At 70.8% G+C, this 22,010-nt stretch carries 16 protein-coding genes and 2 pseudogenes; 11 read left to right on the top strand and 7 right to left on the bottom strand.

Annotated elements, in window-relative coordinates; translation table 11 throughout:
* The first annotated feature begins 28 nt into the window (after positions 1-28).
* Genes H4W31_RS13725 through nudC form a run of 3 tightly spaced genes read left to right on the top strand, consistent with a single transcriptional unit; the run spans position 29 to position 3,605 of the window.
* Positions 29-1,342: a M16 family metallopeptidase gene (locus H4W31_RS13725; RefSeq protein WP_192767018.1), complete on the top strand. Its 1,314-nt coding sequence runs from the start codon at positions 29-31 to the stop codon at positions 1,340-1,342.
* Positions 1,339-2,664 carry a M16 family metallopeptidase gene (locus H4W31_RS13730; RefSeq protein WP_192767019.1) on the top strand — a complete coding sequence of 442 codons (1,326 nt, stop codon included), beginning with the start codon at positions 1,339-1,341 and terminating at the stop codon, positions 2,662-2,664. The genes H4W31_RS13725 and H4W31_RS13730 overlap by 4 nt, the downstream gene beginning before the upstream one ends.
* A complete protein-coding gene (gene nudC, locus H4W31_RS13735; RefSeq protein WP_192767020.1) occupies positions 2,661-3,605 on the top strand; it encodes an NAD(+) diphosphatase in 945 nt (314 codons plus the stop codon). Before H4W31_RS13730 ends, nudC begins: the two co-directional genes overlap by 4 nt.
* Positions 3,606-4,130: 525 nt before the next feature.
* Here the strand turns inward: nudC and H4W31_RS13740 are convergent.
* Positions 4,131-4,364, bottom strand: a pseudogene (locus H4W31_RS13740) (hypothetical protein); the annotation flags it as partial.
* Positions 4,365-4,633: 269 nt separating this feature from the next.
* Complete coding sequence (locus tag H4W31_RS13745) at positions 4,634-5,608, bottom strand: DUF5753 domain-containing protein (RefSeq protein ID WP_192767021.1); 975 nt, start codon at positions 5,606-5,608, stop codon at positions 4,634-4,636.
* 514 nt (positions 5,609-6,122) lie between these two features.
* Between H4W31_RS13745 and H4W31_RS13750 the strand changes: the two are divergent.
* Positions 6,123-7,319, top strand: a pseudogene (locus H4W31_RS13750) (MFS transporter); the annotation flags it as partial.
* Between the two features lie 333 nt (positions 7,320-7,652).
* Here the strand turns inward: H4W31_RS13750 and H4W31_RS13755 are convergent.
* On the bottom strand, positions 7,653-7,898 hold the full coding sequence (locus H4W31_RS13755; protein ID WP_192767023.1) for a mycoredoxin: 246 nt from the start codon (positions 7,896-7,898) through the stop codon (positions 7,653-7,655).
* A 138-nt stretch (positions 7,899-8,036) separates the two neighbouring features.
* On the opposite strand from H4W31_RS13755, the gene H4W31_RS13760 reads away from it, so the two are divergent.
* Together H4W31_RS13760 and H4W31_RS13765 are read left to right on the top strand one after the other, a co-directional pair.
* A complete protein-coding gene (locus tag H4W31_RS13760; RefSeq protein ID WP_192767024.1) occupies positions 8,037-10,187 on the top strand; it encodes an ATP-dependent DNA helicase UvrD2 in 2,151 nt (716 codons plus the stop codon).
* Between the two features lie 573 nt (positions 10,188-10,760).
* Positions 10,761-11,126 carry a WhiB family transcriptional regulator gene (locus H4W31_RS13765; RefSeq protein ID WP_192767025.1) on the top strand — a complete coding sequence of 122 codons (366 nt, stop codon included), beginning with the start codon at positions 10,761-10,763 and terminating at the stop codon, positions 11,124-11,126.
* A gap of 376 nt (positions 11,127-11,502) precedes the next feature.
* On the opposite strand, the gene H4W31_RS13770 is transcribed toward H4W31_RS13765, so the two are convergent.
* The 3 genes from H4W31_RS13770 to H4W31_RS13780 all read right to left on the bottom strand — a co-directional run bounded on the left by H4W31_RS13770 (position 11,503) and on the right by H4W31_RS13780 (position 14,617).
* Positions 11,503-12,897, bottom strand: a complete 1,395-nt coding sequence (locus H4W31_RS13770; protein WP_192767026.1) for an ABC1 kinase family protein — start codon at positions 12,895-12,897, stop codon at positions 11,503-11,505.
* 241 nt (positions 12,898-13,138) lie between these two features.
* Entirely contained in the window at positions 13,139-14,224 is a 1,086-nt protein-coding gene (locus H4W31_RS13775; protein WP_192767027.1) for a hypothetical protein, read from the bottom strand.
* 225 nt (positions 14,225-14,449) lie between these two features.
* Positions 14,450-14,617, bottom strand: a complete 168-nt coding sequence (locus H4W31_RS13780) for a DUF5679 domain-containing protein (protein WP_165436864.1) — start codon at positions 14,615-14,617, stop codon at positions 14,450-14,452.
* A gap of 239 nt (positions 14,618-14,856) precedes the next feature.
* Here H4W31_RS13780 and H4W31_RS13785 point away from each other — a divergent pair, with 239 nt between their 5' ends.
* From H4W31_RS13785 to H4W31_RS13795, 3 genes are all read left to right on the top strand, one after another.
* Complete coding sequence (locus H4W31_RS13785; protein ID WP_192767028.1) at positions 14,857-15,102, top strand: hypothetical protein; 246 nt, start codon at positions 14,857-14,859, stop codon at positions 15,100-15,102.
* A gap of 28 nt (positions 15,103-15,130) precedes the next feature.
* Positions 15,131-15,661 (top strand): M48 metallopeptidase family protein, encoded by a 531-nt coding sequence (locus tag H4W31_RS13790; protein ID WP_192767029.1) that lies wholly within the window; start codon positions 15,131-15,133, stop codon positions 15,659-15,661.
* Positions 15,662-15,763: 102 nt separating this feature from the next.
* A complete protein-coding gene (locus H4W31_RS13795) occupies positions 15,764-16,363 on the top strand; it encodes a hypothetical protein (RefSeq protein WP_192767030.1) in 600 nt (199 codons plus the stop codon).
* 42 nt (positions 16,364-16,405) lie between these two features.
* On the opposite strand, the gene H4W31_RS13800 is transcribed toward H4W31_RS13795, so the two are convergent.
* Positions 16,406-17,617, bottom strand: a complete 1,212-nt coding sequence (locus H4W31_RS13800; protein ID WP_192772082.1) for a zinc-dependent metalloprotease — start codon at positions 17,615-17,617, stop codon at positions 16,406-16,408.
* Positions 17,618-17,797: 180 nt separating this feature from the next.
* Between H4W31_RS13800 and H4W31_RS13805 the strand changes: the two genes are divergently transcribed.
* Complete coding sequence (locus H4W31_RS13805; RefSeq protein ID WP_192767031.1) at positions 17,798-18,814, top strand: YlbL family protein; 1,017 nt, start codon at positions 17,798-17,800, stop codon at positions 18,812-18,814.
* A gap of 178 nt (positions 18,815-18,992) precedes the next feature.
* Entirely contained in the window at positions 18,993-22,007 is a 3,015-nt protein-coding gene (locus H4W31_RS13810; RefSeq protein WP_192767032.1) for a UPF0182 family membrane protein, read from the top strand.
* The last annotated feature ends 3 nt before the right edge of the window (positions 22,008-22,010 follow it).

Genomic DNA, 22,010 nt, shown 5'->3' on the forward strand with positions numbered 1-22,010 from the left:
TGGTCGGGGAACGCGCTAGGGTCGGTTCGTGGCGGCGGGAAGATCGAGAATTCCAGCAACGAAACATTCGGTCGAGCGGTTCACCCTCGACAACGGTCTACGGGTGGTGTTGGCGCCGGACCGTAGCGCTCCGGTGGTCGGGGTGGCCGTCGTCTACGACGTCGGCATCCGGTCGGAGCCGGAGGGCAGGACGGGCTTCGCCCACCTGTTCGAGCACCTGATGTTCCAGGGCTCGGAGAATCTGGAGAAGCTGGCGCACTTCCGGCACGTCCAGGGGGCCGGCGGGACGTTCAACGGGTCGACCCACCTCGATTACACCGACTACTGGGAGACGTTGCCGAGCAACGCGCTGGAGCGTGCCCTCTTCCTCGAGGCGGACCGGATGCGCGGTCCCCGGCTGACCGAGGAGAACCTCCGCAACCAGGTGGACGTGGTCAAGGAGGAGATCCGGGTCAACGTGCTCAACCGGCCGTACGGCGGCTTTCCCTGGTTGCGCCTGCCGCCGGTCATGTTCGACACGTTCGCGAACGCGCACGACGGCTACGGCTCCTTCGACGACCTGGAGAGCGCCAGCATCGCCGACGCGACCGACTTCTTCGACCGCTACTACGCCTGCGGGAACGCGGTACTCGCGGTCGGTGGCGACCTGGACGTGGCGGAGGCGACGGCGCTGGTCGAGCGGCACTTCGGTGACGTGCCGGCCCGGCCCGCGCCGGTCCGGCCAGACTTCGCCGAGCCGGACCTGACCGGGGAACGGCGGGAGTCGTACACCGACAAGCTGGCGCCGTTGCCCGCGGTGGCCGCGGCGTGGCGGGTGCCGGATCCGATCGGTGACTTCGAGAACTACCTGCCGTACGTGGTGCTGGCCGAGGTGCTCACCGACGGCGACGCGTCCCGGTTGGTCGAGCGGCTGGTGTTGCGCGACCGCACGGTGACCAGCATCGGCGGCTACCTCGGGTTGATGGGCGACCCGTTCGACGTCCGGGACCCCACCGCGATGGTGTTGCAGGCCCACCTGCCGCCGGGTGGCGGAGTGGACAAGGTGCTGCGCACCATCGACGAGGAGCTCGACCGGTTGGCCGCCGACGGACTGGCCGCCGACGAGCTGGCCCGGACCCAGGCCCGGATGGCCACCCACCTGCTCCGGGAGACCGACGCGGTGCTCGGCCGGACCCTGCAGATGGCGGTACTGGAGCAGCAACGGGGTGATCCGGGCCTGCTCGGCGAGTTGCCCAGGCTGGTCGGCGAGGTGACCGAGGAGCAGGTACGCGCCGCGGCCGCCACCCTGCGGCCGCAGCGGCGGGCCGCGGTCGAGGTCGTTCCCGGTGGAGGTGCCAGGTGACCGTCCGTACGCTGCCCCCGCTCGGGCCGACCCGCAAGCTCAAGCTGCCCCGTGAGGTCGAGCGCACCCTGCCCAACGGGCTGACCGTGATCGCCCTGCGCCGGCCGGCCGTTCCGCTGGTCGAGGTGCGGCTCTGGCTGCCGTTCGGCAAGGCGCATCTGGCCCGTGGGCTGATGATGTCGCAGACGCTGCTCTCCGGCACCGACACGATGTCCTCGGTGGAACTCGCTGCGGAGTTGCAGAAGGTCGGCGGCGGGCTCTCCTCCGGGCTCGACTCCGACCGGCTGATGATCTCGGGCAACGGCCTGGTGACCGGGCTGAACCGGCTGCTGGACCTGCTCGCCGGGGTACTGACCGGCGCCACGTACCCCGCCGACGAGGTGGCGACCGAGCGGTCCCGGCTCATCGACGGGATCCGGATGGCGCAGAGCCTGCCGGCGCACCTGGTCCGGAAGGCCCTGCTCAAGCGGATGTACGGCAAGCACCCGTACGCCGTGCAGACCCCGGAGCCGGAGCAGGTCGAGGCGGTCCGGCCGGCCCAGTTGCGTACCCTGCACGCGGCCCGGGTACGTCCGGCCGGCGGGATCCTGCTGCTGGTCGGCGACGTGCAGCCGGCCAAGGCGCTGGACGCGGCGGAGCGGGCGCTGTCCGGCTGGACCGGGGACGGTGCGCCGGGCGAGTTGCCCGCGGCGCCGCCGCTGGAGCCGGGACCGCTGCTGCTGGTCGACCGACCCGGCTCGGTGCAGTCCTCGTTGCGGCTGGCCCTGCCGGCGGTGCCGCGTACCCATCCGGACCATGCCGCGCTGCAACTCGCGAATCTGGTCTTCGGCGGCTACTTCTCGTCCCGTTGGGTGGAGAACATCCGCGAGGACAAGGGGTACACCTACGGGCCGCACTCGACGATCGAGCACTCGGTCGCGGGTTCCGCCCTGGTCGTCGCGGCCGAGGTGGCGACCGAGGTGACCGGTCCGGCCCTGCTGGAGACGAACTACGAGCTGGGGCGGTTGGCGTCGTTGCCGCCGAAGGAGGACGAGCTGGAGCAGGCCCGGCAGTACGCGCTGGGCACCCTTCAGCTCGGCATCTCGACCCAGGCCGGGCTGGCGGCGGTGGCCAGCGCGTACGCCGGCTCCGGGCTGCGCCTGGAGTTCCTCGCCGAGCACGCGGCCCGGTTGGCGAAGGTGACCCGGGACGACGTGGCGGCCGCCGCGGCGACGTACCTGGCTCCGGCTCGGGCGGTCACCGTGGTGCTGGGTGACGCCGCCACGGTCGAGGGTCCGCTCGGGGTGCTGGGACCGGTGCGTACGGAGACTCCGGAGTCGTGACCTCCGGCCATCCGCCGCTCGCCCGGTCGACGCTGGACCGGGCCGCGCACCGGCGTACCGACCAGCGGTGGCTGACGGACGCCTGGCGCCGGGCCCGGGTGCTGGTGGTCGACGTGGCGGGGGGCGGGCGGACCCTGGTCGGCCCCTCGACGGAGAAGCCGGAGCTGTTCCTGCTCGGTCCGGAGACGGTCGAGGACAGCGAGCCGGCCGGCCGGTTGTTCCTCGGTGTCGAGCCGGACGGCGTTCCGGTGTTCGCGGTCGCCGTACCGCTGCCGGAGGTTGCCGGCGCCCGGGCGGTCACCCTGCGCGAGGTCGGACACCTGCTCAGCGATCGGGACGCCGGCCTGTTCACCACCGCCGTCGCCCTGTCCAACTGGCACGCCCGGCACCTGTATTCGTCGATCACCGGGCTGGCCACGGTGGTGGGTGACGCCGGCTGGTCCCGGATGGACGAGGCGGGCCACCAGCTCTGGCCGCGTACCGATCCCGCGATGATCGTGCTGGTGCACGACGGGGTGCCGGGGCCGGACGGCCGGTGTCTGCTCGGCAACAACGCGGCCTGGCGGCCCGACGAGGGTCTGCGTCGCTACTCCTGCCTCGCCGGTTACGTGGAACCGGGCGAGTCGGCGGAGGACGCGGTGGTCCGGGAGGTCGGCGAGGAGGTCGGCCTGCTGCCCCACCACGTCGGGTACGTCGCCAGCCAGGCGTGGCCGTTCCCGGGATCGCTCATGCTGGGCTTCTTCGCCCTCGCCGATCCGGACCAGTCGATGCGGCTGGATCCGGGGGAGATCGCCTATGCCGGCTGGTTCACCCGGCGAGACATCGCGGCGGTGCTGGCCGGGGAGCGGGTCGATCTTGGCGATGACCTGGCGTTGGCGCTGCCGCCACCGTCGTCGATCGCGCTGTTCCTGATCCGCCGGTGGCTGGACGCCGGTTCGTAGCGGGTCGGTGGCCCGCTCGGCCTCGTCATGTCCCGAACCCGTGGCCTGGACCCGTGGCCTGGACCCGTGGCCCGAACCCGTGGCCCGAACCCGTGGCCTGGACCCGTGGCCCGGACCCGTGGTTCGCGCCCGTGGTCCGGCCCGGAGGTCCCGGCGTACCGAAACGATCTTGGCCCGCGACCGTCGTTGCCGCGACGATCACGGGCCAAGATCACGGGCCGTCGTTGTCGGGTGTGGCATGGAACGCGGCGGGGGACGCCGCCCGACGACGACGGTCGTCTAGGGGAGCCTCGACTGCGGGCCGAGGTTCTTCGGTTGCGGGTTGGGGCCGCCGGCTGGCGGGGCGAGGGTGCCGGGCGCCGGAACGGGGCTGCCGGCCGGGAAGCCGACCAGGTCGCCCGGGGTGGGGTTGCGGTGGTTCGCCGCTGGTCTGCGGGCGCCGGGATGGCTGTTCCGGTCGCCCGTCCGGCGACCGTCCAGCTCGGTCGGCTGGCCGCCGTTGTGCCCACCCCGGAGCCGGGGCTCGGGCCGGCCCACCGGCAGTACCTTGACCCGCTGTCGTCCGGATCGGACGGCGCCCACGCTCGACAGCGCGCGGGCGAGTAGCAGCGCCGCGTCCCGGTCGTCCGCGCGGACGGTCTGGCGGCGCTGTTCCGGCGCGGTCTGCTCGTCGCGGAGGCATTCCCCCTGTGCCCAGGCGGCAGCCAGCTCGTCATCAGCGGCGGCACGGATGTCCGTGCGAACGATTAGAAACCGCATGGGTGTCTCCGAGGCCGGTGACGGATAATTATCCTCTGATTACCGAACGAAGTCATCACGTGGAACTTCCACGTCCCCCTTGGGCTATGTTCACCCATTACGGCGCCCCGGGCAAGTGAAACGCGCCGATTGGAGTAGTCGCTCGTCCGATCAGGTGACAACCGGTTGCGCGCCCCGGGCGGGGCTGTGGTATTGGAGACGGCAGAGCCGCCGGCCTCCCGTACGGGAAGCCGGCGGCTCCGGGGTCGTTCCGGTGTGCCCGGTGGCGGCTACTGCTCGGTCAGCCGGCCGGTACGGCGACTGCGCTGGATCGGCGGCACCGTCGAGCCGCGACCGGCCGAGTTCCTGATCGGACCGGACCGCTGTCCCACCTCGTCGGCCAGCCAGGAGAGTGTCTCCTCGGGACTGAGCGCCGAGTCCTGGAGCCACTCGAAGACCACCGAGTAGGTGCTGATCTCGTCCTGGTCGGTGAGCATGAGGTTGGTGGAGAGCCCCTCGATCGCGAGGGTCTCCGGATCCTGCGGCTCGGCGAACCGGTAGAGCGAGAACGCGGTGTGCGGCAGGTACCAGTCGGCGATCGTCTGCTCGGAGGGCAGCACCTGGAGCGTGACGTTCGGCAGCAGGGCGAGCTTGCGGAGCTGGATCAGCTGGGCGCGTACCACCTCCCGGGGGCCGGCCCGGACGCCGAGTGCCGCCTCCTCGATCACCGCCGAGTAGTGCGGCGGTTCGACGTCCCGGGTGAGCAGCGACTGCCGGGCCATCCGGGCGGCAACCTCGGTGTCGGTGTCCTCGGTGTCGTCCCGGTCCGGGTCGTTCACCAACTGTCGGGAGGAGAGGATCCGCAGCTTGACGTACGCCTTGCTCTGCAACAGGCCGGGCACGATCACGGGGCTGTACTCCCGGATTTCCGCGCAACCGGCCTCCAGCTCCGCGTAGCCGCGCTGGCGCGGGGTCATCACCGGGTACGAGCGCAGCCAACTCCGGATGTCACCGGCCTCGCCGGTGATCGCGGTCAGTTCGTCCCGGAGCGGCCCGGTGACCTTGTAGAGGTCCAGCAGATCGAGTACGTCCCGCAGGTCGGGCCGGCTGCGGCCGTTCTCCAACCGGGACAGTTTGGAGGCCGAGGCCCAGCCCACCGCCTCGATCACCTGGTCACCCGTGAGCTTGGCGGACTCCCGTAGCCGGCGCAGTTCTAAGCCGAGCCTGCGGCGTCGCAGAATCGGGCTGGGTTGAGCAGCAGGCACTGGATCCTCGCTCTCGATCGCGTCGAGCCCGTCGCCGGGCCGGGGTCGACCGTCCGGTCGGGCTCCCCGGCGGTCCAGTATGCCGCCGGTCGAGTACGCCCTGCCGTCGAATGGTAACGGCGTGTCTAAATCGAAGAAGGTTTCCGAGGGTTTTCCGCAGTCCTCGTCGGATAGCCGATCCACCTCCGACGGTGACCGCCCCGCGCGTCACCATCGAATGCGATGAATTTTCGCCCTCCGACGGTCATGCCCCGCACCACCGGCCCCCACCCCCACCCCGACCACCGCGCACGGCGACGAGCCGGGTACGGCGACCACCGTGCACGACGGCGACGGGCCGGTACGGCGACCAGCCGATGCGGCGCCGGCCGGCACGGTGGCCGCCCAGCACGGCGACCACCCGCCGCGGGCGACCCGTGCCCGCGGCCCACCTCTGTCGGCGGCGACCACGGGAGGGTGCGGACGCTCGCGAGCCCTCGCCCGACTCGCCGCCGCACCGGAAGGGACCCCTCCGATGCGAACCGTCCTGCGCCGCCCCGACTTCCGGCGTCTCTTCGCCGGCCTCGTCTTCAGCATGACCGCAGAGTCGATCATGCTGTTGGCGCTGGCCGTCTGGGTGAAGGATCTGACCGACTCGGACGCCATGGCCGGCGCCACCATCTTCGCCATGGTGGCGCCGATGGCCCTCGCCCCGATCGTCGGCTGGATGGTGGACCGCTTCCGCCGCCGCCCGTTCTTCATCGTCACCAACCTGGCCACGGCGGTCGTGCTCACCCCGTTGTTCCTGGTCCGGGACCGGAACGACGTCTGGATCATCTACGTGGTGGGCGGCCTGTACGGACTCTCCTACGTCGCCCTCGGCGCGACCCTCAACGGACTGATCAAGGAGATCGTGCCGGAGGACCTGATGGCCCAGGCGAACGGCGTACTACAGACCGTGAAGCAGGGACTGCGCCTGGTCGGCCCGCTGGCCGGCGCGGCCCTTTACACCGGTGCCGGCGGCTGGACGCTGCCGACCGTCGGCGTGTTCGGGTTCGTCGCCGCCGCCTGCGCGGTCTCCGTACTGCGGATCGCCGAGCGGTCACCCGAACCGGCCCACCTGCGGTGGATCACCGAGGTCGGGGCGGGGCTGCGGCACATGGTCGGCGAGCCCGCACTGCGCCGGGCGGTCGTCGGCGCCGCCCTGGCCGTACTGGTGATGGGGTTCAGTGAATCGTTGATCTTCGCGTACGTCGACCAGGGGCTGGGCCGGGAACCCGGCTTCGTCGGCGTGCTGGTCACCATGCAGGGCATCGGCGGGGTGCTCGGCGGCCTGCTCTCCCCCGTCGTCGTACGCCGGTTCGGCGAGGTGGCCGCGCTCGCGGTCGGGGTGGCGGTCTTCGCGCCCGGGGCGCTGCTGCTGGCGTACCCGACGATCTGGCTCGCCCTGGTGGCGCTGGTCCCGCTCGGCTTCGGCCTGCCGATCGCGTTCGTCGGACTTCACACGCTGATCCAACGCCGTACCCCGGCCCCGGTGCTCGGTCGGGTCGCCGCGGCCTCCGAGGCGCTGATCAGCGGCCCGCAGGCGATCTCCATCGGCACCGGAGCCCTGCTGGTCGGCGTACTCGACTACCGGCTGCTCTTCGTGGTGATCGCGGTGGTGATGACGATGGCGGCCGGGTACCTCTGGGCGGGGCGTGGCCTGTCCGCACCGGGTCGCGTCGGCCCGGTGGACCCGGACCGTACCCCGGCCGGACCGGCGGCCGACGTCCTCGCGCCGGGCGTCGGGGCAGCCGACGTGATCCTGCCGGACGTCCCGCCGTCCGCCGTCGACCCGGGTGACCGGGCGACCACCGTCGACCGGACCGACCTGCCGTCCGTCGTCGACCCGGACGACCACCCGTCCGTCGTCGAGCCGGCCGGTCTGCCGACGCCGGCCGGAGCGGGGACGGAGGCGTCCCCAGCGTCCGGTTCCGGCTCCCGGTGGTGAGTCTCACCTGGTGATTCCCCACCCGCTTCGAAAGGACCGGACGCCGGCGATCCGGCCGGCGTCCGGGTGCCCCGATCAGCTCTCGGCGAGGGCCGCCAGGCGCTTCTTGACGTCGACGATGGAGGGGTTGGTCAGCGCCGTGCCGTCCTCGAACCGCACGGTCGGTACGGTCTGGTTCCCGCCGTTCACGCTCTGCACGTACTCCGCGGCGGCCAGGTCCTGCTCGATGTCTACCACCACGTACCCGATGCCCTCCCGATCGAACTGGGACTTGAGCCGGTGGCAGTAGCCGCACCAGGACGTGGAATACATCGTCAACATCGTCGAGACCTCCGCGGTGTTCAATCGTTCTCGGCCAGGCCCGACCGGTCCTTGCCCGGTCGGACATCGGATCGGACGGGTTGTCGATCACACAGGCTAAAGGTGCAACGTCGGCGGGGGCTGCCATGATTCCTACCTGTGGCGGCTGACTCAAGCGTGGAACGGATCCTGGCCGGGCTCGATCCCGAACAGCGCACCGCGGTGACGGCGCCGGCCGGGCCGGTCTGCATCCTGGCCGGCGCCGGCACCGGCAAGACCCGGGCGATCACCCACCGGATCGCCTACCGGGTGTTGAGCGGTGAGGTCGCCGCCCGGCACGTGCTGGCGGTCACCTTCACCGCCCGGGCCGCCGCCGAGATGCGGGCCCGGCTCGGCGCCCTCGGCGTGCCGGGAGTGCAGGCCCGGACGTTCCACGGTGCCGCGCTGCGGCAGGTCCGATACTTCTCGTCCCGACTGCTCTCCGGCCGGGAGATGCCCGAGCTGCTGGACAGCAAGGTCCGCCTGGTCACCCTCGCGGCGGCCAAGGTGGGGCTGCGGACCGACCGGGCGGCGGCCCGGGACCTGGCCGGCGAGATCGAGTGGGCCAAGTCCTCGCTGGTCGAGCCCGGGGAGTACGTGGTGGCGGCGGCCAAGGCGCTCCGGGAGACCCCGCACGACCCGGCCAGGGTGGCCGAGGTGTTCGCCGGCTACGAGCAGATCAAGCGCGCCAACGGGGTGATCGACTTCGAGGACATGCTGCGCGCGGCGGTGTGGGGGATCGAGGACCACCCGGACGTCGGCGACCAGATCCGGAACCAGTACCGGCACTTCGTCGTCGACGAGTACCAGGACGTCAACCCGCTCCAGCAGCGCCTGCTCGACGCCTGGCTCGGTGGCCGGGACGACCTGACCGTGGTCGGGGACGCGAGCCAGACGATCTACTCGTTCACCGGTGCGACCTCGGCGCACCTGATCGACTTTCCCCGGCAGCGCCGGGACACGGTGGTGGTCCGGCTGGTCCGCGACTACCGCTCGACGCCCCAGGTGGTCGGGCTGGCCAACGCGGTGATCCGGCAGGCCCGGGGCACGGAGGCGCGACTGCGGTTGGAACTGGTCGGGCAACGGCCGCCGGGTGCCGAGCCGGACCTGCGGATCTTCGCCGACGAGCCGGCCGAGGCCGCCGCCGTCGCGGCGCGCTGCCGGGATCTGATCGCCGCCGGTACGCCGGCCCGGGAGATCGCCATCCTGTTCCGGACCAACGCGCAGTCCGAGGCGTACGAGAAGGCGCTGGCCGAGGCGGAGGTGGCGTACCAGGTCCAGGGCGCCGAACGGTTCTTCGAGCGGACCGAGATCCGCCAGGCGCTGATCGCGTTGCGCGTCGCGACCCGCTCGACGCCGGGCGAGACGCCACTGGTCGAGGCGGTCGTCGACGCACTGTCCGCCGTCGGCTGGGCCCCGGACCAACCCCCGCCCGGCGGTGCTGCCCGGGAACGCTGGGAGGCCCTCGCCGCACTGGTCCAGCTCGCCGAGGAGTACGCCTCGACTCCGGTCGTACTGCCGATCGGCGAGGCGGCCACTGTCGAGCGCCCGGTGTCGCTGGCGGACTTCTGTGCCGAACTGAGCCGTCGGGCCGCCGCGCAGCACGTACCGACCGTCGACGGCGTGACGCTGGCCTCGCTGCATTCGGCAAAGGGGCTGGAGTGGGACTCGGTGTTCCTGGTCGGGCTCTCCGACGGCACCCTGCCGACCAGCTATGCGAAGACCGCCGAGCAGGTGGAGGAGGAGCGTCGGCTGCTCTACGTCGGCGTGACCCGGGCCCGGGAGTGGCTCTGGCTGTCGTACGCCTCGGCCCGCTCGCCCGGTGGTCGGGCCCGGCGCCCCTGCCGCTTCCTGCCGCAGTTCGACCGATCGGGCGGAACGCGGGCGGCGGAGGCCCCGGGTGCCGGTGGTCGCAAACCCGAGCGTCGACGTACCCAGATCATCTCGTGCCGGATCTGCGGGGCGACCCTGCTCGCCGGCGCGGACCGCAAGCTGGGACGGTGCGCGGACTGCCCGTCCGACCTGGACACCGAACTCCTCGACCGGCTACGCGACTGGCGGAGCCGGGTCGCCGCCGTGCAGAAGGTCCCCGCCTACGTGATCTTCACCGACGCCACGGTGGTCGCGCTGGCCGAACGCCGGCCGACACGGTCGCAGGAGTTGCTGGCGATCGCCGGGATCGGTCCCCGCAAACTCGGCCTGTACGGCGACGCGGTGCTCGCGTTGGTCGCCGGCGCCGGGGTCGACGACGTGCTGCTGACGGACGGGTGACGGGCCCCGCGCAGGGCCCCGGACCAGTGTCGGAAGAAAGTTCTGCAACTTAGCCGTAAATCGTTTGCCCTCGTGCCTGGGGGAGGAATAACCTCATGGCACACCTCGCGAGCGGCGGCTTTCAGGCTGTTCAAGAGGGGTATGAATCCGATGTTGGTGACGAGAGAGAGCTGGAGGTGACCACCGTGGAGAGGTATCTAACCACGCGACCGTGGGCGCTGACTGCTGTCCTCGCTCCGGTGTCAGAGGTCGGGTGCATCCTGGCCGAAGCCGCCCCCCAGCACTCGCAGTCGCACCAGGTCCTGACCCAGACCGAGCTGGTTCAGGTCCAGGCGTCCGCGCAGCGTCAAGGGACCAATGGATTCACGGGCAATGGCATCCCGGTCGGCGTTAAGCGGATGGATGTCAGCGGGGTTCCACCTCGAGGTAGACCGGTCTAACACAGACCAGCCGGCTCACCTCGAGGCCGCGGAACCCGTACACCGGGATCCGCGGCCTTAGTTATTTCCGCACTGCCGAAGCAAGTCGGAACAGCGATCTACGAGATCGAAACGAGAGAGAGGTGACCGGGTGATGAGTCTGGCGTTGGCCCCACTCGACGTGAGCGTCGACCTGGAGGCGAACCTGCCCTGCCGGAAGTTCGACCCCGACCTGTGGTTCTCGGACTCTCCTGCCGAACTGGAACTGGCCAAGTCGCTCTGCGGGGACTGCCCGCTGCGCGTCGAGTGCCTGGCCGGTGCGGTGGAGCGGGCCGAGCCGTGGGGTGTCTGGGGCGGCGAGATCTTCGAGCGTGGCGCGGTTGTTCCGCGCAAGCGGCCGCGGGGCCGTCCACGCAAGGAGGACGTCGCTCGGGACGCCGCGCTGCGGGTCGAGGCGCAGGCGCGACTGGCGGCCGATGGCCTTGCCGGTTCGCGTAGCGCGGTCCGGTTGGCGGCCTGACATGAACCCGATCCGTACATCCGCCGGTCTCGCATCGGCGCCGATCGCCGCGGTACCCGCGGTAACGAGATTGACCACCACCGCTATGCCCACCCTGAACGGAGTCACCAGGATGCAACTCATCCACGAAGCGTTGTCCCGGGCTCGAATGCGACTGCCTCAGGCCGGTCGTAGCACCACGCGCACTGAGGCAACCCGAGCCGCCCGAACCATCGCGCTGGAAGCCCGCCGCCGGGCGGCTCGCGATCTGGGCAGTCTGTAACCGTCGGCAGACATAGCCGTCGGTAGGTAACCGAATCTGACATTCACGAAAAAGGACCTGTCGCGCGGGATGGATCATCCACTCGCCGCGACAGGTCCTTCTTCGGGTGGGCGGTCAGGGCACCGGCGCGAAACCGGGCAGCCAGCGCTCCACGATGCCGCGATAGGGCGCCTTCGCCTCGAGTTGGCAGAGCACGCCGATCGAGCCGAGGGTCACCCGGTGGATCAGCAGGTACGACGGCGGCAGGTTGAGCTGCCGGCTCAGCTGGTACGCCGGGGACTTCGGATTGGCCAGCCGACCCGCCTCGACCCGCAGCCAGGCCCGGGTGAAGCGGAACTCCTCGACCGAGAGTGGTTGCAGGATCGGCATCAGGAAGTCGAGCACGGCCTGGGCGTCGATCCGGGAGTCGGCCTTGATGAAGCCCTCCTCGCGCAGTCCCGCGACCACCGCGTCGGCGTCGCCGGCCAGCGCCAGCCGGACCAGCCGGCCGATCGGCTCCGGGTGCCCGCCGGGCAGCCGGGCCACCGCACCGAAGTCGATCACTCCGAGCCGTCCGTCCGGCAGCAGCCGGAAGTTCCCCGGATGCGGGTCGGCGTGCAACAGCCCGGCCCGCATCGGCGCCGAGAAGTGCAGGGTGGCCATGAGCCGGCCGGCCTGGTTGCGCTCGGCCTCGGTACCGGAGTTGATGATCGCCGAGAGCGGGGTGCCCTCGACCCAGTCCGTGACCAGTACCCGGGGCGCCGCCGCGACCACCTCGGGGACGAAGATCTCCGGGTCGCCCGCGTACGCGGCGGCGAACGCCCGCTGCGACTCCGCCTCCAGCTCGTAGTCGAGTTCCTCGCTGATCCGCTCCCGCAGCTCGCTGAGCAGGGGCTTGATGTCCAGGCCGGGCTGGATGGCCCGGAACATCGTGCCGAGCCGGGAGAGCTGCTTCAGGTCCGACAGCAGCGCGGGACCGGCTCCCGGGTACTGCACCTTGACCGCCACCGGCCGACCCGTCGGCGCCGGAGCGGCGGCTCGGGCGGCCGTCGACTTCGCGGTCCGCCGCCGTCCGGTCAGCGCGGGGGGCGCCTCCGTCTTCCAGATCGCCCGGTGCACCTGCCCGATGCTCGCGGCGGCGGCCGGCTTGTCGTCGAACTCGAGGAAGTACGACCGCCAGTCCGGCCCGAGCTGCTCGGCGAGCACCTTGTGCACGCTGGCGGCGGGCAGCGGGGGCGCCGACTCCTGGAGCTTGGTCAGGGCCTGCCGGTACGGCGCGGCGATCTCCTCGGGCAGCGCGGCCTCGAAGACCGACAGCGCCTGCCCGAACTTCATCGCACCGCCCTTGAGCTGGCCCAGCACGCTGAACAGCTGCTCGGCGGTGCGCTGCTGGATCTCGTTCGAGATCACCTCGGAGGCCAGTCCGGTGACCCGCTTCCCCATGCCCAGTACGGTCCGGCCAGCGAAGCCGAGTGGCAGAGCGGCGAGCTTGGCGGTCCGGGACACGGCCCGGCGCGGGATGTCGGTCACCAGATCATTGTTACCGACGCGACGGTGTCCCGACCGCCGTCGCCGGGTGGCTCCGGCCACGTCCTCCGCTCGCCGGGGCAACTTCGGGCGCTATCCGGGGAAGAAAGGACGCTTCCGTCCCCTCGGCTGCCACCCCGGGCCGATGTCGACGGCCCACGCCCGGTACGCATTTCCGCCCTGATCCGGCGGGTCTGCCACACTTCGACCCGACTGCCGCTCTTGTTCCTGACATCCGGCCCCGTCAGGTCTCCGACCGGGTCGTGCGTCGGGCCGCCGGTCGACGGCGGGGCCCGCAGCCGCACCGTGGGTGCGGGGGCCAGGTTCTTCGGCGTACCCGGCCGGGACCGGTGATCTCCACCGTGCCGCCCACCGTCTCCGGTGCCGCGCCGTCGAGAAAGGCGAGCACCTCGGCCGTCGCGTACCCGACCGCCGCGATCAGGGTCGCGGTCAGGCAGGGTTCCGGCGCGTCGTCGACCGCCAACTGGGCGGCGAGTCCGGGCCAGCCCGGGTCCCGATCCTGGCGATGCAGGTCGAGACAGTTGAGGCAGGGCGAGCCGGTGGAGCGGACCAGTGGACCGACGACGGGTGTGCCGTCGCGCAGGCCCAGCAGCAGGTGCGCCTGCCGACGTTGGGCGTACCCGGCGGCGAGCAGTTCGGCGGGTCGGTCCGTACCCACCTGGATCACCAGGTCGGCCTGGCCGCGCCGGACCGGTCGGGTGTCGGTGCCGGGCACGGACCGGGCGATCGCGTCCGCGACGGCGACGGCGCGCGGCCGGCGTACGTCGCTGGCCAGCAGGCCGCCGCCGACGGTGTCCGCCGGTACGACGTGACCGCGCAGGTCGGGGTGCACCTGTCCGATCCCGGACTGGGCCAGGGTGACCGCCACCGGCGGGCCGAGCCGGCCCTGACCGGTCACCACCACCCGGGCCGCGGCCCGACGCCGGAGCAGTTGGGCGGGGGTTCCGGGCGTGTCCGGTCCGCGCAACGCGAGGGCCGCCGCCTCGGCGGAGAGCCGTTGCCGGGCCGGCTCGGGCAGGTCGGTGGGGAGCAGGGTGTGCGCGGCCACCACCAGGCCGGCCGCCCGCAGGGTGTCGATCAGCGTACGGGCGTCGTCCGGAGTCACATTGATCGTGACGGCGTGTTCGAGGACGGCCCGTTCGCTACGGGTGCCGTCGAGCAGGTCGAGCAGTCGGGCGGCGGCCGGATTGGCGACCTCTAGCAGGACCGCGCGGTGTGGATCGAGGCCGAGTTGCAGGGTGTGCCGGTCGCGCCAGAGTCGGGCGAGGCCGGGCAGCAGGGTGGGGCGGGGCAGCGGGATCCGGGTCATGGAGCGACACGGTGTCACCGAACGGCTGCGGCTCGCCGGCCGTTGTCCACAGCGTACGAGCGCTGTGCACTGGTCTATCCACAGGATTGGGCCAGTTATCCACAACTGATGGGTAACTTCTGTCGTCGCGCGGACATCACGGTTGGTGTCCGCAGCGCGACAGCGGAAAGCGGGAAGGGGTGGCGCCAGGCCACCCCTTCCCGCAGATTGCGTGTTCGTCGATGGTCAGACCTTGGCCTTGCCCAGGATCCGGTTGACGGTGGTGCCACAGACCGGGCACTTGCCCTTGGCCATGTTCATGCCCGTCTTGGAAACCTCGACGTTGCCCTCGAAGTCACGCTTCTCCTTGCACTTGACGCAGTACCCGTTGTAAGTCTGGGCCTTTTCGGCCACGGTGCCCCTCCTCGTCTATTCCGCCGGCTCTCGCGAGCCTGACGGGCGCCCGGCGGCGGGCCACGTAGGCGCCAGCGCTGGGGTTTCTCCACGGCCACCACTGTGACCGCCGGTCCGCGGACCCTACCCAGGTCTGGGCAGTTCCATGTCAGCGATGTGTCGACACTGTGAGGAAGCCGACGATCAGAGTGTGCATGCCGGAATAGGTCGGATAAGTCAGTTTCGCAGGGACACGCCGGATGAACCACATCGAATCGCTGATCAAGGGCCGGGTGGGCGCGGTCCAACATGATCGTTTACCGTTGCTCGGACGTACCGCCGGAGCGCGGTCGGAGCGGGGCTCGGCGGCCGGCGAGGGGTCGCTAAGCGATCACCGCAATGAATTTTTTCCGGACGGGTCGCCGCCAACCGGTATTTTTCCGGCGACTATCTGTGCGTTGACTCTTGCGGTGACCTGGTCACTAAGCATTAGTTTTCCATCGTGAACGAAACCCGGGGCGGCGCGGGCCGGTAATGGCTGGATTGCGCAAGCCGGTCGTCGAGGTACGGCGCAGTCAGCGCCGGCGCCGGACGGTGTCCGCCTACCGGGACGGCGAGCGCGTCGTGGTCCTCATTCCCGATCAGTTCTCCCGAGCCGAGGAGAGCGAGTGGGTGGACCGGATGCTCGCCCGGCTCGCGGCCCGGGAGGAGCGGCTCGGCCGGTCCGACGAGGAGTTGTTGATCCGGTCCCGTCGACTGATCGACCGATATCTGAGTGAGCACGGTCGGGTCGCGGTGCCGGCCAGCGTCCGGTGGGTGACGAACCAGAACGGTCGGTGGGGTTCGTGTACGCCCGCCGACCGGACCATTCGGATCTCGCACCGGATCCAGGAGATGCCGGACTGGGTGATCGACTACGTCCTGCTGCACGAACTGGCCCACCTGGTCGTGCCGAGCCACAACGCGCGGTTCTGGGCCCTGGTCGGGCGCTATCCGAAGGCGGAGCGGGCCCGGGGCTACCTGGAAGGGGTGGCTGCGGCGGCCGGGATCGAACTGACCGACTGAGGCGCCGGCCGGAATCGGGTCGACCGACCGACCGATCGGGTCAGGTCAGGTCGGGTCGGCCGGGTCGGCGATCGGGTCCCGGGGGTCGGCTAGGGTCGGCGGGTGGCCCGCCGTGTGATCGTGGTGATGCTCGGACCTGTCGTCTGGACGCCGCCGGGGACCGACCCGGCCCGGTGGCGTGCCGCGCTGGCCGAGGACGTGGTCGACCTGGTCGCCACCCTGAACGAGGTCGAACCCGCGATCGGCGCCACCCCCGCCGACCGCGCCCTGGCGGACGCCGTCGCCTGGCCCGGCATGCCCGTGTACGACCTGCCGACCAACCGCGTCGGCGCCGCACTCGCCGCCGCGACCGAGGACGGCTACGACCAGGCGGCCGTCCTCGTCGCCGACGCGCCCGACATCCCCGGCCTGGTCATCGGCAAGCTCCTGCGCCCGCTGACCAGCCGTACCGTCGCGATCGCCCCGGCGCTCGGACCGGGTCCCGGGCTGCTCGGGATGGCCGCCCGGCTACCGGCGCCGGACTGGCTGCCGGAGGTGGACCTGGACACCGCCGACGTCGGCCTGGTGCGTGCCGCCGCGCCCCGACCGGCGGAGGTGGCGGTGACCCCGGGCTGGCGCCGGCTCCGGGAGCCGGCCGACCTCGCCGCCCTCGACCCGGCCGTCGAGGGCTGGGAGACCACCCGGGTGCTACTCGGCGGCTGAGCCGGCCCGGCGGCGCTGAGCCGATCGGGTCCGCCGAGCCGACTACTCGGGCTTCGAGTCGGGTGTGCCGGGCTCGGAGTCGGGCTTGCCGGGGTCCGGGGCGGGCCCGCCGAAGTCGAAGTCGCCCAGATCGCCGAGATCGAGCTGGGACCGGGCGAAGGTCTCCGGATCCGCGAAGTCCTCCTCGGCCGGCAGCAGGTCCGGGTGGCCCCAGAGGGCGTCCCGCCCGGCGATGCCCCGGTGCTCGGTGAGTGCCGCCCACAGCGCCGCCGCCTCGCGTAGCCGGCGGGGCCGCAGTTCCAGTCCGACCAGCGCCGCGAACGTCTGCTCCGCGGGACCTCCGGCGGCCCGGCGGCGGCGGAACGCCTCGCCGAGGCGGTTCACGTTCGGCAGCCGCTCGGCGGCGGCGCTGTCCACGACGTGGCACACCCATCCCTCGACCAGGGCGAGCGCGGTCTCCAGCCGGGTCAGCGACGCCTTCTGCGCCGGGGTGTCCTCCGGCGTGAAGATGCCCTCCATCGCCAGCGTCTGCATCGATTCCGGGTTCGTCGGGTCGAGCCGGCCCATCGCCTCCTCGATCGCCTCCCGGTTCACCGTGATCCCGGCGGCGTACACCTCCACGGAGGTCAGTACGTGTCCGCGCAGCCAGGAGACGTGCTGGAAGAGCCGCTGGTGCGCGGCCTCACGCAGGGCGACGTAGAGGCGTACCTCGTCCTCCGGAAGTTCGAGACCCTCGCCGTACGCCCTGATGTTGGCCGGCACCAGCGCGGCCGTACCGGCGGGACCGAGCGGCAGGCCGATGTCGCCGGCCGAGAGGACCTCGGCGGCCAGCGAGCCGAGCGCCTGGCCGAGCTGACCACCGAACAGGGCGCCGCCGAGCGTGGTGAGCATGGACTGCATCGGCCCGAGCTGCGACCGGGCCTCCGGCGGCACCAGGTCACCCATGGCGGCCACCATCCGGCCGGCCACCGGGTCGCAGAGCTTGCGCCACACGTCGAGGGTCTTGAAGATCCACTCGTTGCGGTTCCAGGCGACCGAGGTACGGATCCCGGACGGGTGCGCCGAGGTGGGGTCGAGCCACAGGTCGGCCAGCCGGAGCGCCTCCTCGACGGCGTTGCGCTCGTACGGCGTCACCGCCGGATCACCGGCGGAGGAGAGCTGGCTGGCCGCGACCTGGCGGGCCAGGTCCCAGTTCACGGGACCGCTGCCCGGCGCGGCGAGCAGTTGCTGCAGTTGCGCCATGAACTGCTGCATCTGCTGCGGGTCGTTGGGGTCGGGCGGCTGGCCACCCGGCAGGGCGAAGCCGAACGGAATATCAGGCACGCGTCCACGGTACGCGCGCCGGGGGGCGAGATGCCCGCCCAGGTGTCACGCCGTGGGCGAACCTGGGTTCAGGTGCCGGACCGGAGGCGGTGGCTCGGTACGCTTCCGCGTATGAGACGTCGCGGTGTCACGGTTCTGCTCGGCGCGGTGATCACCGCCCTGCTCAGTATCGGTGTGCTCGCCGCCCCCATTCCGTACGTCGTGCTCGGTCCCGGGCCGACGGTGGACACCCTCGGCCGGCAGGACGACAAAGAGGTGATCCAGGTGTCCGGCACCGAGACCTCGACGTCGGCGGGGCAACTCCGGCTTACCACCGTCGGCGTACAGCCCGACGTCAAGCTGTTGTCCGCGATCGCCGGCTGGTTCTCCTCGGACGAGGCGGTGGTGCCGTACGAGCTGATCTACCCGCCCGGTCAGAGCGAACAGCAGGTCGACAAGCGCAACGCGGAGGACTTCGCCGCCTCGCAGACCAGTGCCGAGACCGCGGCGCTGCGTGAACTCGGCTACCCGGTGCAGGTGGTGGTCAAGAACGTCACCCCGGGCGCGCCCTCGGACGGGATCCTGAAGGTCGGCGACGTGCTCACCACGGTCGACAACAAGCCGGTGCCCACCGCGACCACGCTCACCGATCTCATTCGGAGTCGACCGGCGGGCTCACCGCTGGTGGTCGGCTACACCCGGGACGGCACACCGGCCACCGCGACCGTCACCAGCGCGTCCGCCGACAACGGCCCGCCCCGGATCGGTGTCGAGATCGAGCAGAAGCAGCCGCACCCGTTCGAGCTGAAGATCGACCTGGGCGACATCGGTGGCCCGAGCGCCGGACTGATGTTCGCGCTCGGCATCATCGACAAGATCAGGTCCGACGACCTGACCGGCGGAAAGATCATCGCGGGCACCGGCACGATCAACGACGAGGGTGCGGTCGGTCCGATCGGCGGCATCCCGCAGAAACTGGTCGGCGCGAAGCACGCGGGTGCGAAGTACTTTCTCGTACCGGCCGACAACTGTGAGGAAGCAGTTCGTAACGCACAGTCAGGATTGCCGATGGCTCGGGTGGGCACCCTCGACGAGGCTCTGTCCGCACTGGAGACGATCCGGGCTGGCGGCCAACCGCCGCGCTGTTGACCCGTTGTTCCGAGGTCGACGCGTTCCGCGACCAGGCCGGTCGCGACCGGAGTGCACGGTCGGCCGAACCGTCATTGCGGGTTCGGCTGACCGGGGCCGATCACACTCAGGAATACCCCGTAGTCTGGGTGCCTGATCAGAGCCGGTCATTTCCGAACGTGCGGAGCCAACAGTGGTTATGCGTAGCAGCCCCCTACCAAGAATGAGCCGGCGCGGTCGCGTCACGGTGGGCGTACTCCTCGGGGTGTTTCTGCTTCTCACCCTGCTCGGTTGGGGCGTCCAGGCCTGGACCGACTGGCTCTGGTTCGAAGAGGTCAACTACACCGGGGTCTTCTCCGGGGTGCTGGTCACCCGGATCATGCTCTTCCTCGCGGTCGGGCTGGCGATGGCCCTGCTGGTCGGCGGCAACATGTGGCTGGCCTACCGGCTGCGGCCGGTGCTCCGGCCGAACTCGCCGGAGCAGGTGACGCTGGAACGCTACCGGTCGGTGCTGGCACCGCGGATCGGAACCTGGCTCGCCGCGGTCGGCGTGATCGTCGGACTCTTCGCCGGCCTTTCCGCGCAGACCCGGTGGGGCCAGTGGATGCTGTTCCGGAACGCGCAGGACTTCGGGGTGGAAGATCCCGAGTTCAAGATCGACATTGGCTTCTACGTATTCCAGTTCCCGTTCCTGCGGTATCTGCTCGGCATCGGCTTCACCGCCGTGGTGCTGGCCGTGGTCGGCGCGCTGGCGATGCACTACATCTTCGGCGGCGTACGGCTCCAGGGCGTCGGGGACCGGATGAGCACCGCCGCCCGCGCCCACCTGACCTCGCTCGTCGCGGTATTCGTCCTGCTCAAGGCGATCGCGTACGTCCTCGACCGGCGGGCCATGCTGCTGGAGTTCAACGAGGGCGTCAACCTCTACGGCGCCGGCTACGCCGACATCAACGCGTTGCTGCCGGCGAAGGAGATCCTGGCGTACATCTCGATCGTGGTCGCCGTCGCGATCATCGTCTTCTCCAACGCCGTGATGCGGAACCTGGTCTGGCCCGGGATCTCCCTGGCCCTGCTCGGCATCTCGGCCGTGGCGATCGGCGGCATCTACCCGTGGGCGGTGCAGACCTTCGAGGTCAAGCCGAGCGTGCGGGACAAGGAAGCGGCCTACATCGAGCGCAGCATCACGGCCACCCGGGACGCCTTCGGGATCGCCGGCACCGCGATGTCGCCGTACAACGCGGCCAACCTCAAGCCGCCCGCGACGCTGGCCACCGACAAGTCGGTGGTGCCGAACATCCGGCTGCTGGACCCGCAACTGGTCTCCGAGACGTACACCCAGCTCCAGCAGGTCCGGGGCTTCTACGACTTCGGCCCGAAGCTGGACATCGACCGGTACCAGATCAACGGCGAGACCCAGGACTACGTCGTCGGCATGCGCGAGATCAACTACCTGGAGCTGACCCCGCAGCAGAGCAACTGGATCAACCGGCACACGGTCTTCACCCACGGGTACGGCCTGGTCGGCGCGCCGGCCAACCAGGTGGTCTGCGGTGGCCAGCCGTTCTTCGTCTCCGGCTTCCTCGGTGAACGGACCGAGGAGGCGTGCTCCTCGGCGACCGAGACCATCCCGGCCACCCAGCCCCGGATCTACTACGGCGAGCAGATGGACGGCAGCGACTACGCGATCGTCGGTCGGCCCGAGGGGCAGAACCCGGTCGAGTTCGACCGTCCGACCGGCCGGGAAGGTGGCGAGCAGTACTACACCTACACCGGCACCGGCGGGGTGGAGATCGGCTCGTTCGGCCGGCGGCTGCTCTACGCGATCAAGGAGCAGGAGCCGAACTTCGTCCTCTCCGGCGCGGTGAACGACGACTCCAAGCTGCTCTACGTGCGTAACCCGCGGGAGCGGGTGGAGAAGGTCGCGCCGTTCCTCACCCTGGACGGCGACCCGTACCCGGCGGTGGTCGGCGGTCGGGTCCAGTGGATCGTCGACGGCTACACCACGGCGGCCACCTACCCGTACGCCGAGCAGGTGAACCTCCAGGAGCAGACCGCCGACGAACTGACCGGGCTCGGCACCTTCGAACTCGCCCGGGAGGACGTCAACTACATCCGGAACTCGGTGAAGGCCACCGTCGACGCGTACGACGGCACGGTGAAGCTCTACGAGTTCGACGAGTCCGACCCGGTGCTGAAGGCCTGGAACAAGGCGTTCGGCGGCGACCTGGTGACCCCCAAGGCGGAGATCCCGGCCGACCTGGCGGCGCACTTCCGTTACCCCGCCGACCTGTTCAAGGTGCAGCGCAACCTGCTGTCCCGGTTCCACGTCACCGACTCGTCGGAGTTCTTCTCGGGACAGGACTTCTGGGAGGTGCCGAACGTCCCGGACGCCCCGGACAGCAACGAGAAGCAGCCGCCGTACTACCTCTTCACCCAGCTTCCCGGGCAGGCGGAACCGCGGTTCCAGCTCACCTCGGCGGTCACCCCGGCGGGCCGGCAGAACCTGGCGGCACTGATCAGCGGGTCGTACCTGAACGGCCAGCCCCGGTTGGAGGTGCTGGAACTGCCCGATCAGACGGCGGTCTCCGGGCCCGTTCAGGTGCACCAGAAGATGACCAACAACGCGAACATCCGGCAGGAACTGAACCTGTTGACCTCCAACCAGGCCCAGGTGCAGTACGGCAACCTGCTCTCGCTGCCCTTCGGCGACGGGATGCTCTACGTAGAGCCGGTGTACGTGAAGAGCAACCAGACGAACGCCTATCCACTGCTGCAACGGGTGCTGATCTCGTACGGCGACGGAGGCCAGTACGTCGTACTGGCCAACAGCCTGGAGGACGGCATAAAACAGCTCGTCGAGCTGGGCAGGAAGGCCGGTGCGGAGACGCCACCGACCACGCCACCGCCTACGAACGAGAATCCCGGGGCGACTCCCACCCCGACACCGTCGTCGGACACTCCGCCGCCGTTGACGCCGGCGCTGGCCGCCGCCGCGACCAAGGTTCAGGCCGCGATCGACGAGGTCAAGGCCGCGCAGACGTCGGGCGACTTCGAGCGGTACGGCCGGGCGTTGAAGGCGCTGGACGAGGCGATGACGGAGTTCCAGACGGCACAGGGGAGCGGGGGCGGAGCGGCACCGAATCCGACGCCTGCCGGGTCACCGGCGGCGAGCGGCGGTACGCCGAGCCCGCCGGCCGGGTCACCAGGCGGCTGAGCT

Origin of the sequence: Plantactinospora soyae (assembly GCF_014874095.1) — a bacterium.
Taxonomy (GTDB): Bacteria; Actinomycetota; Actinomycetes; order Mycobacteriales; family Micromonosporaceae; genus Plantactinospora; species Plantactinospora soyae.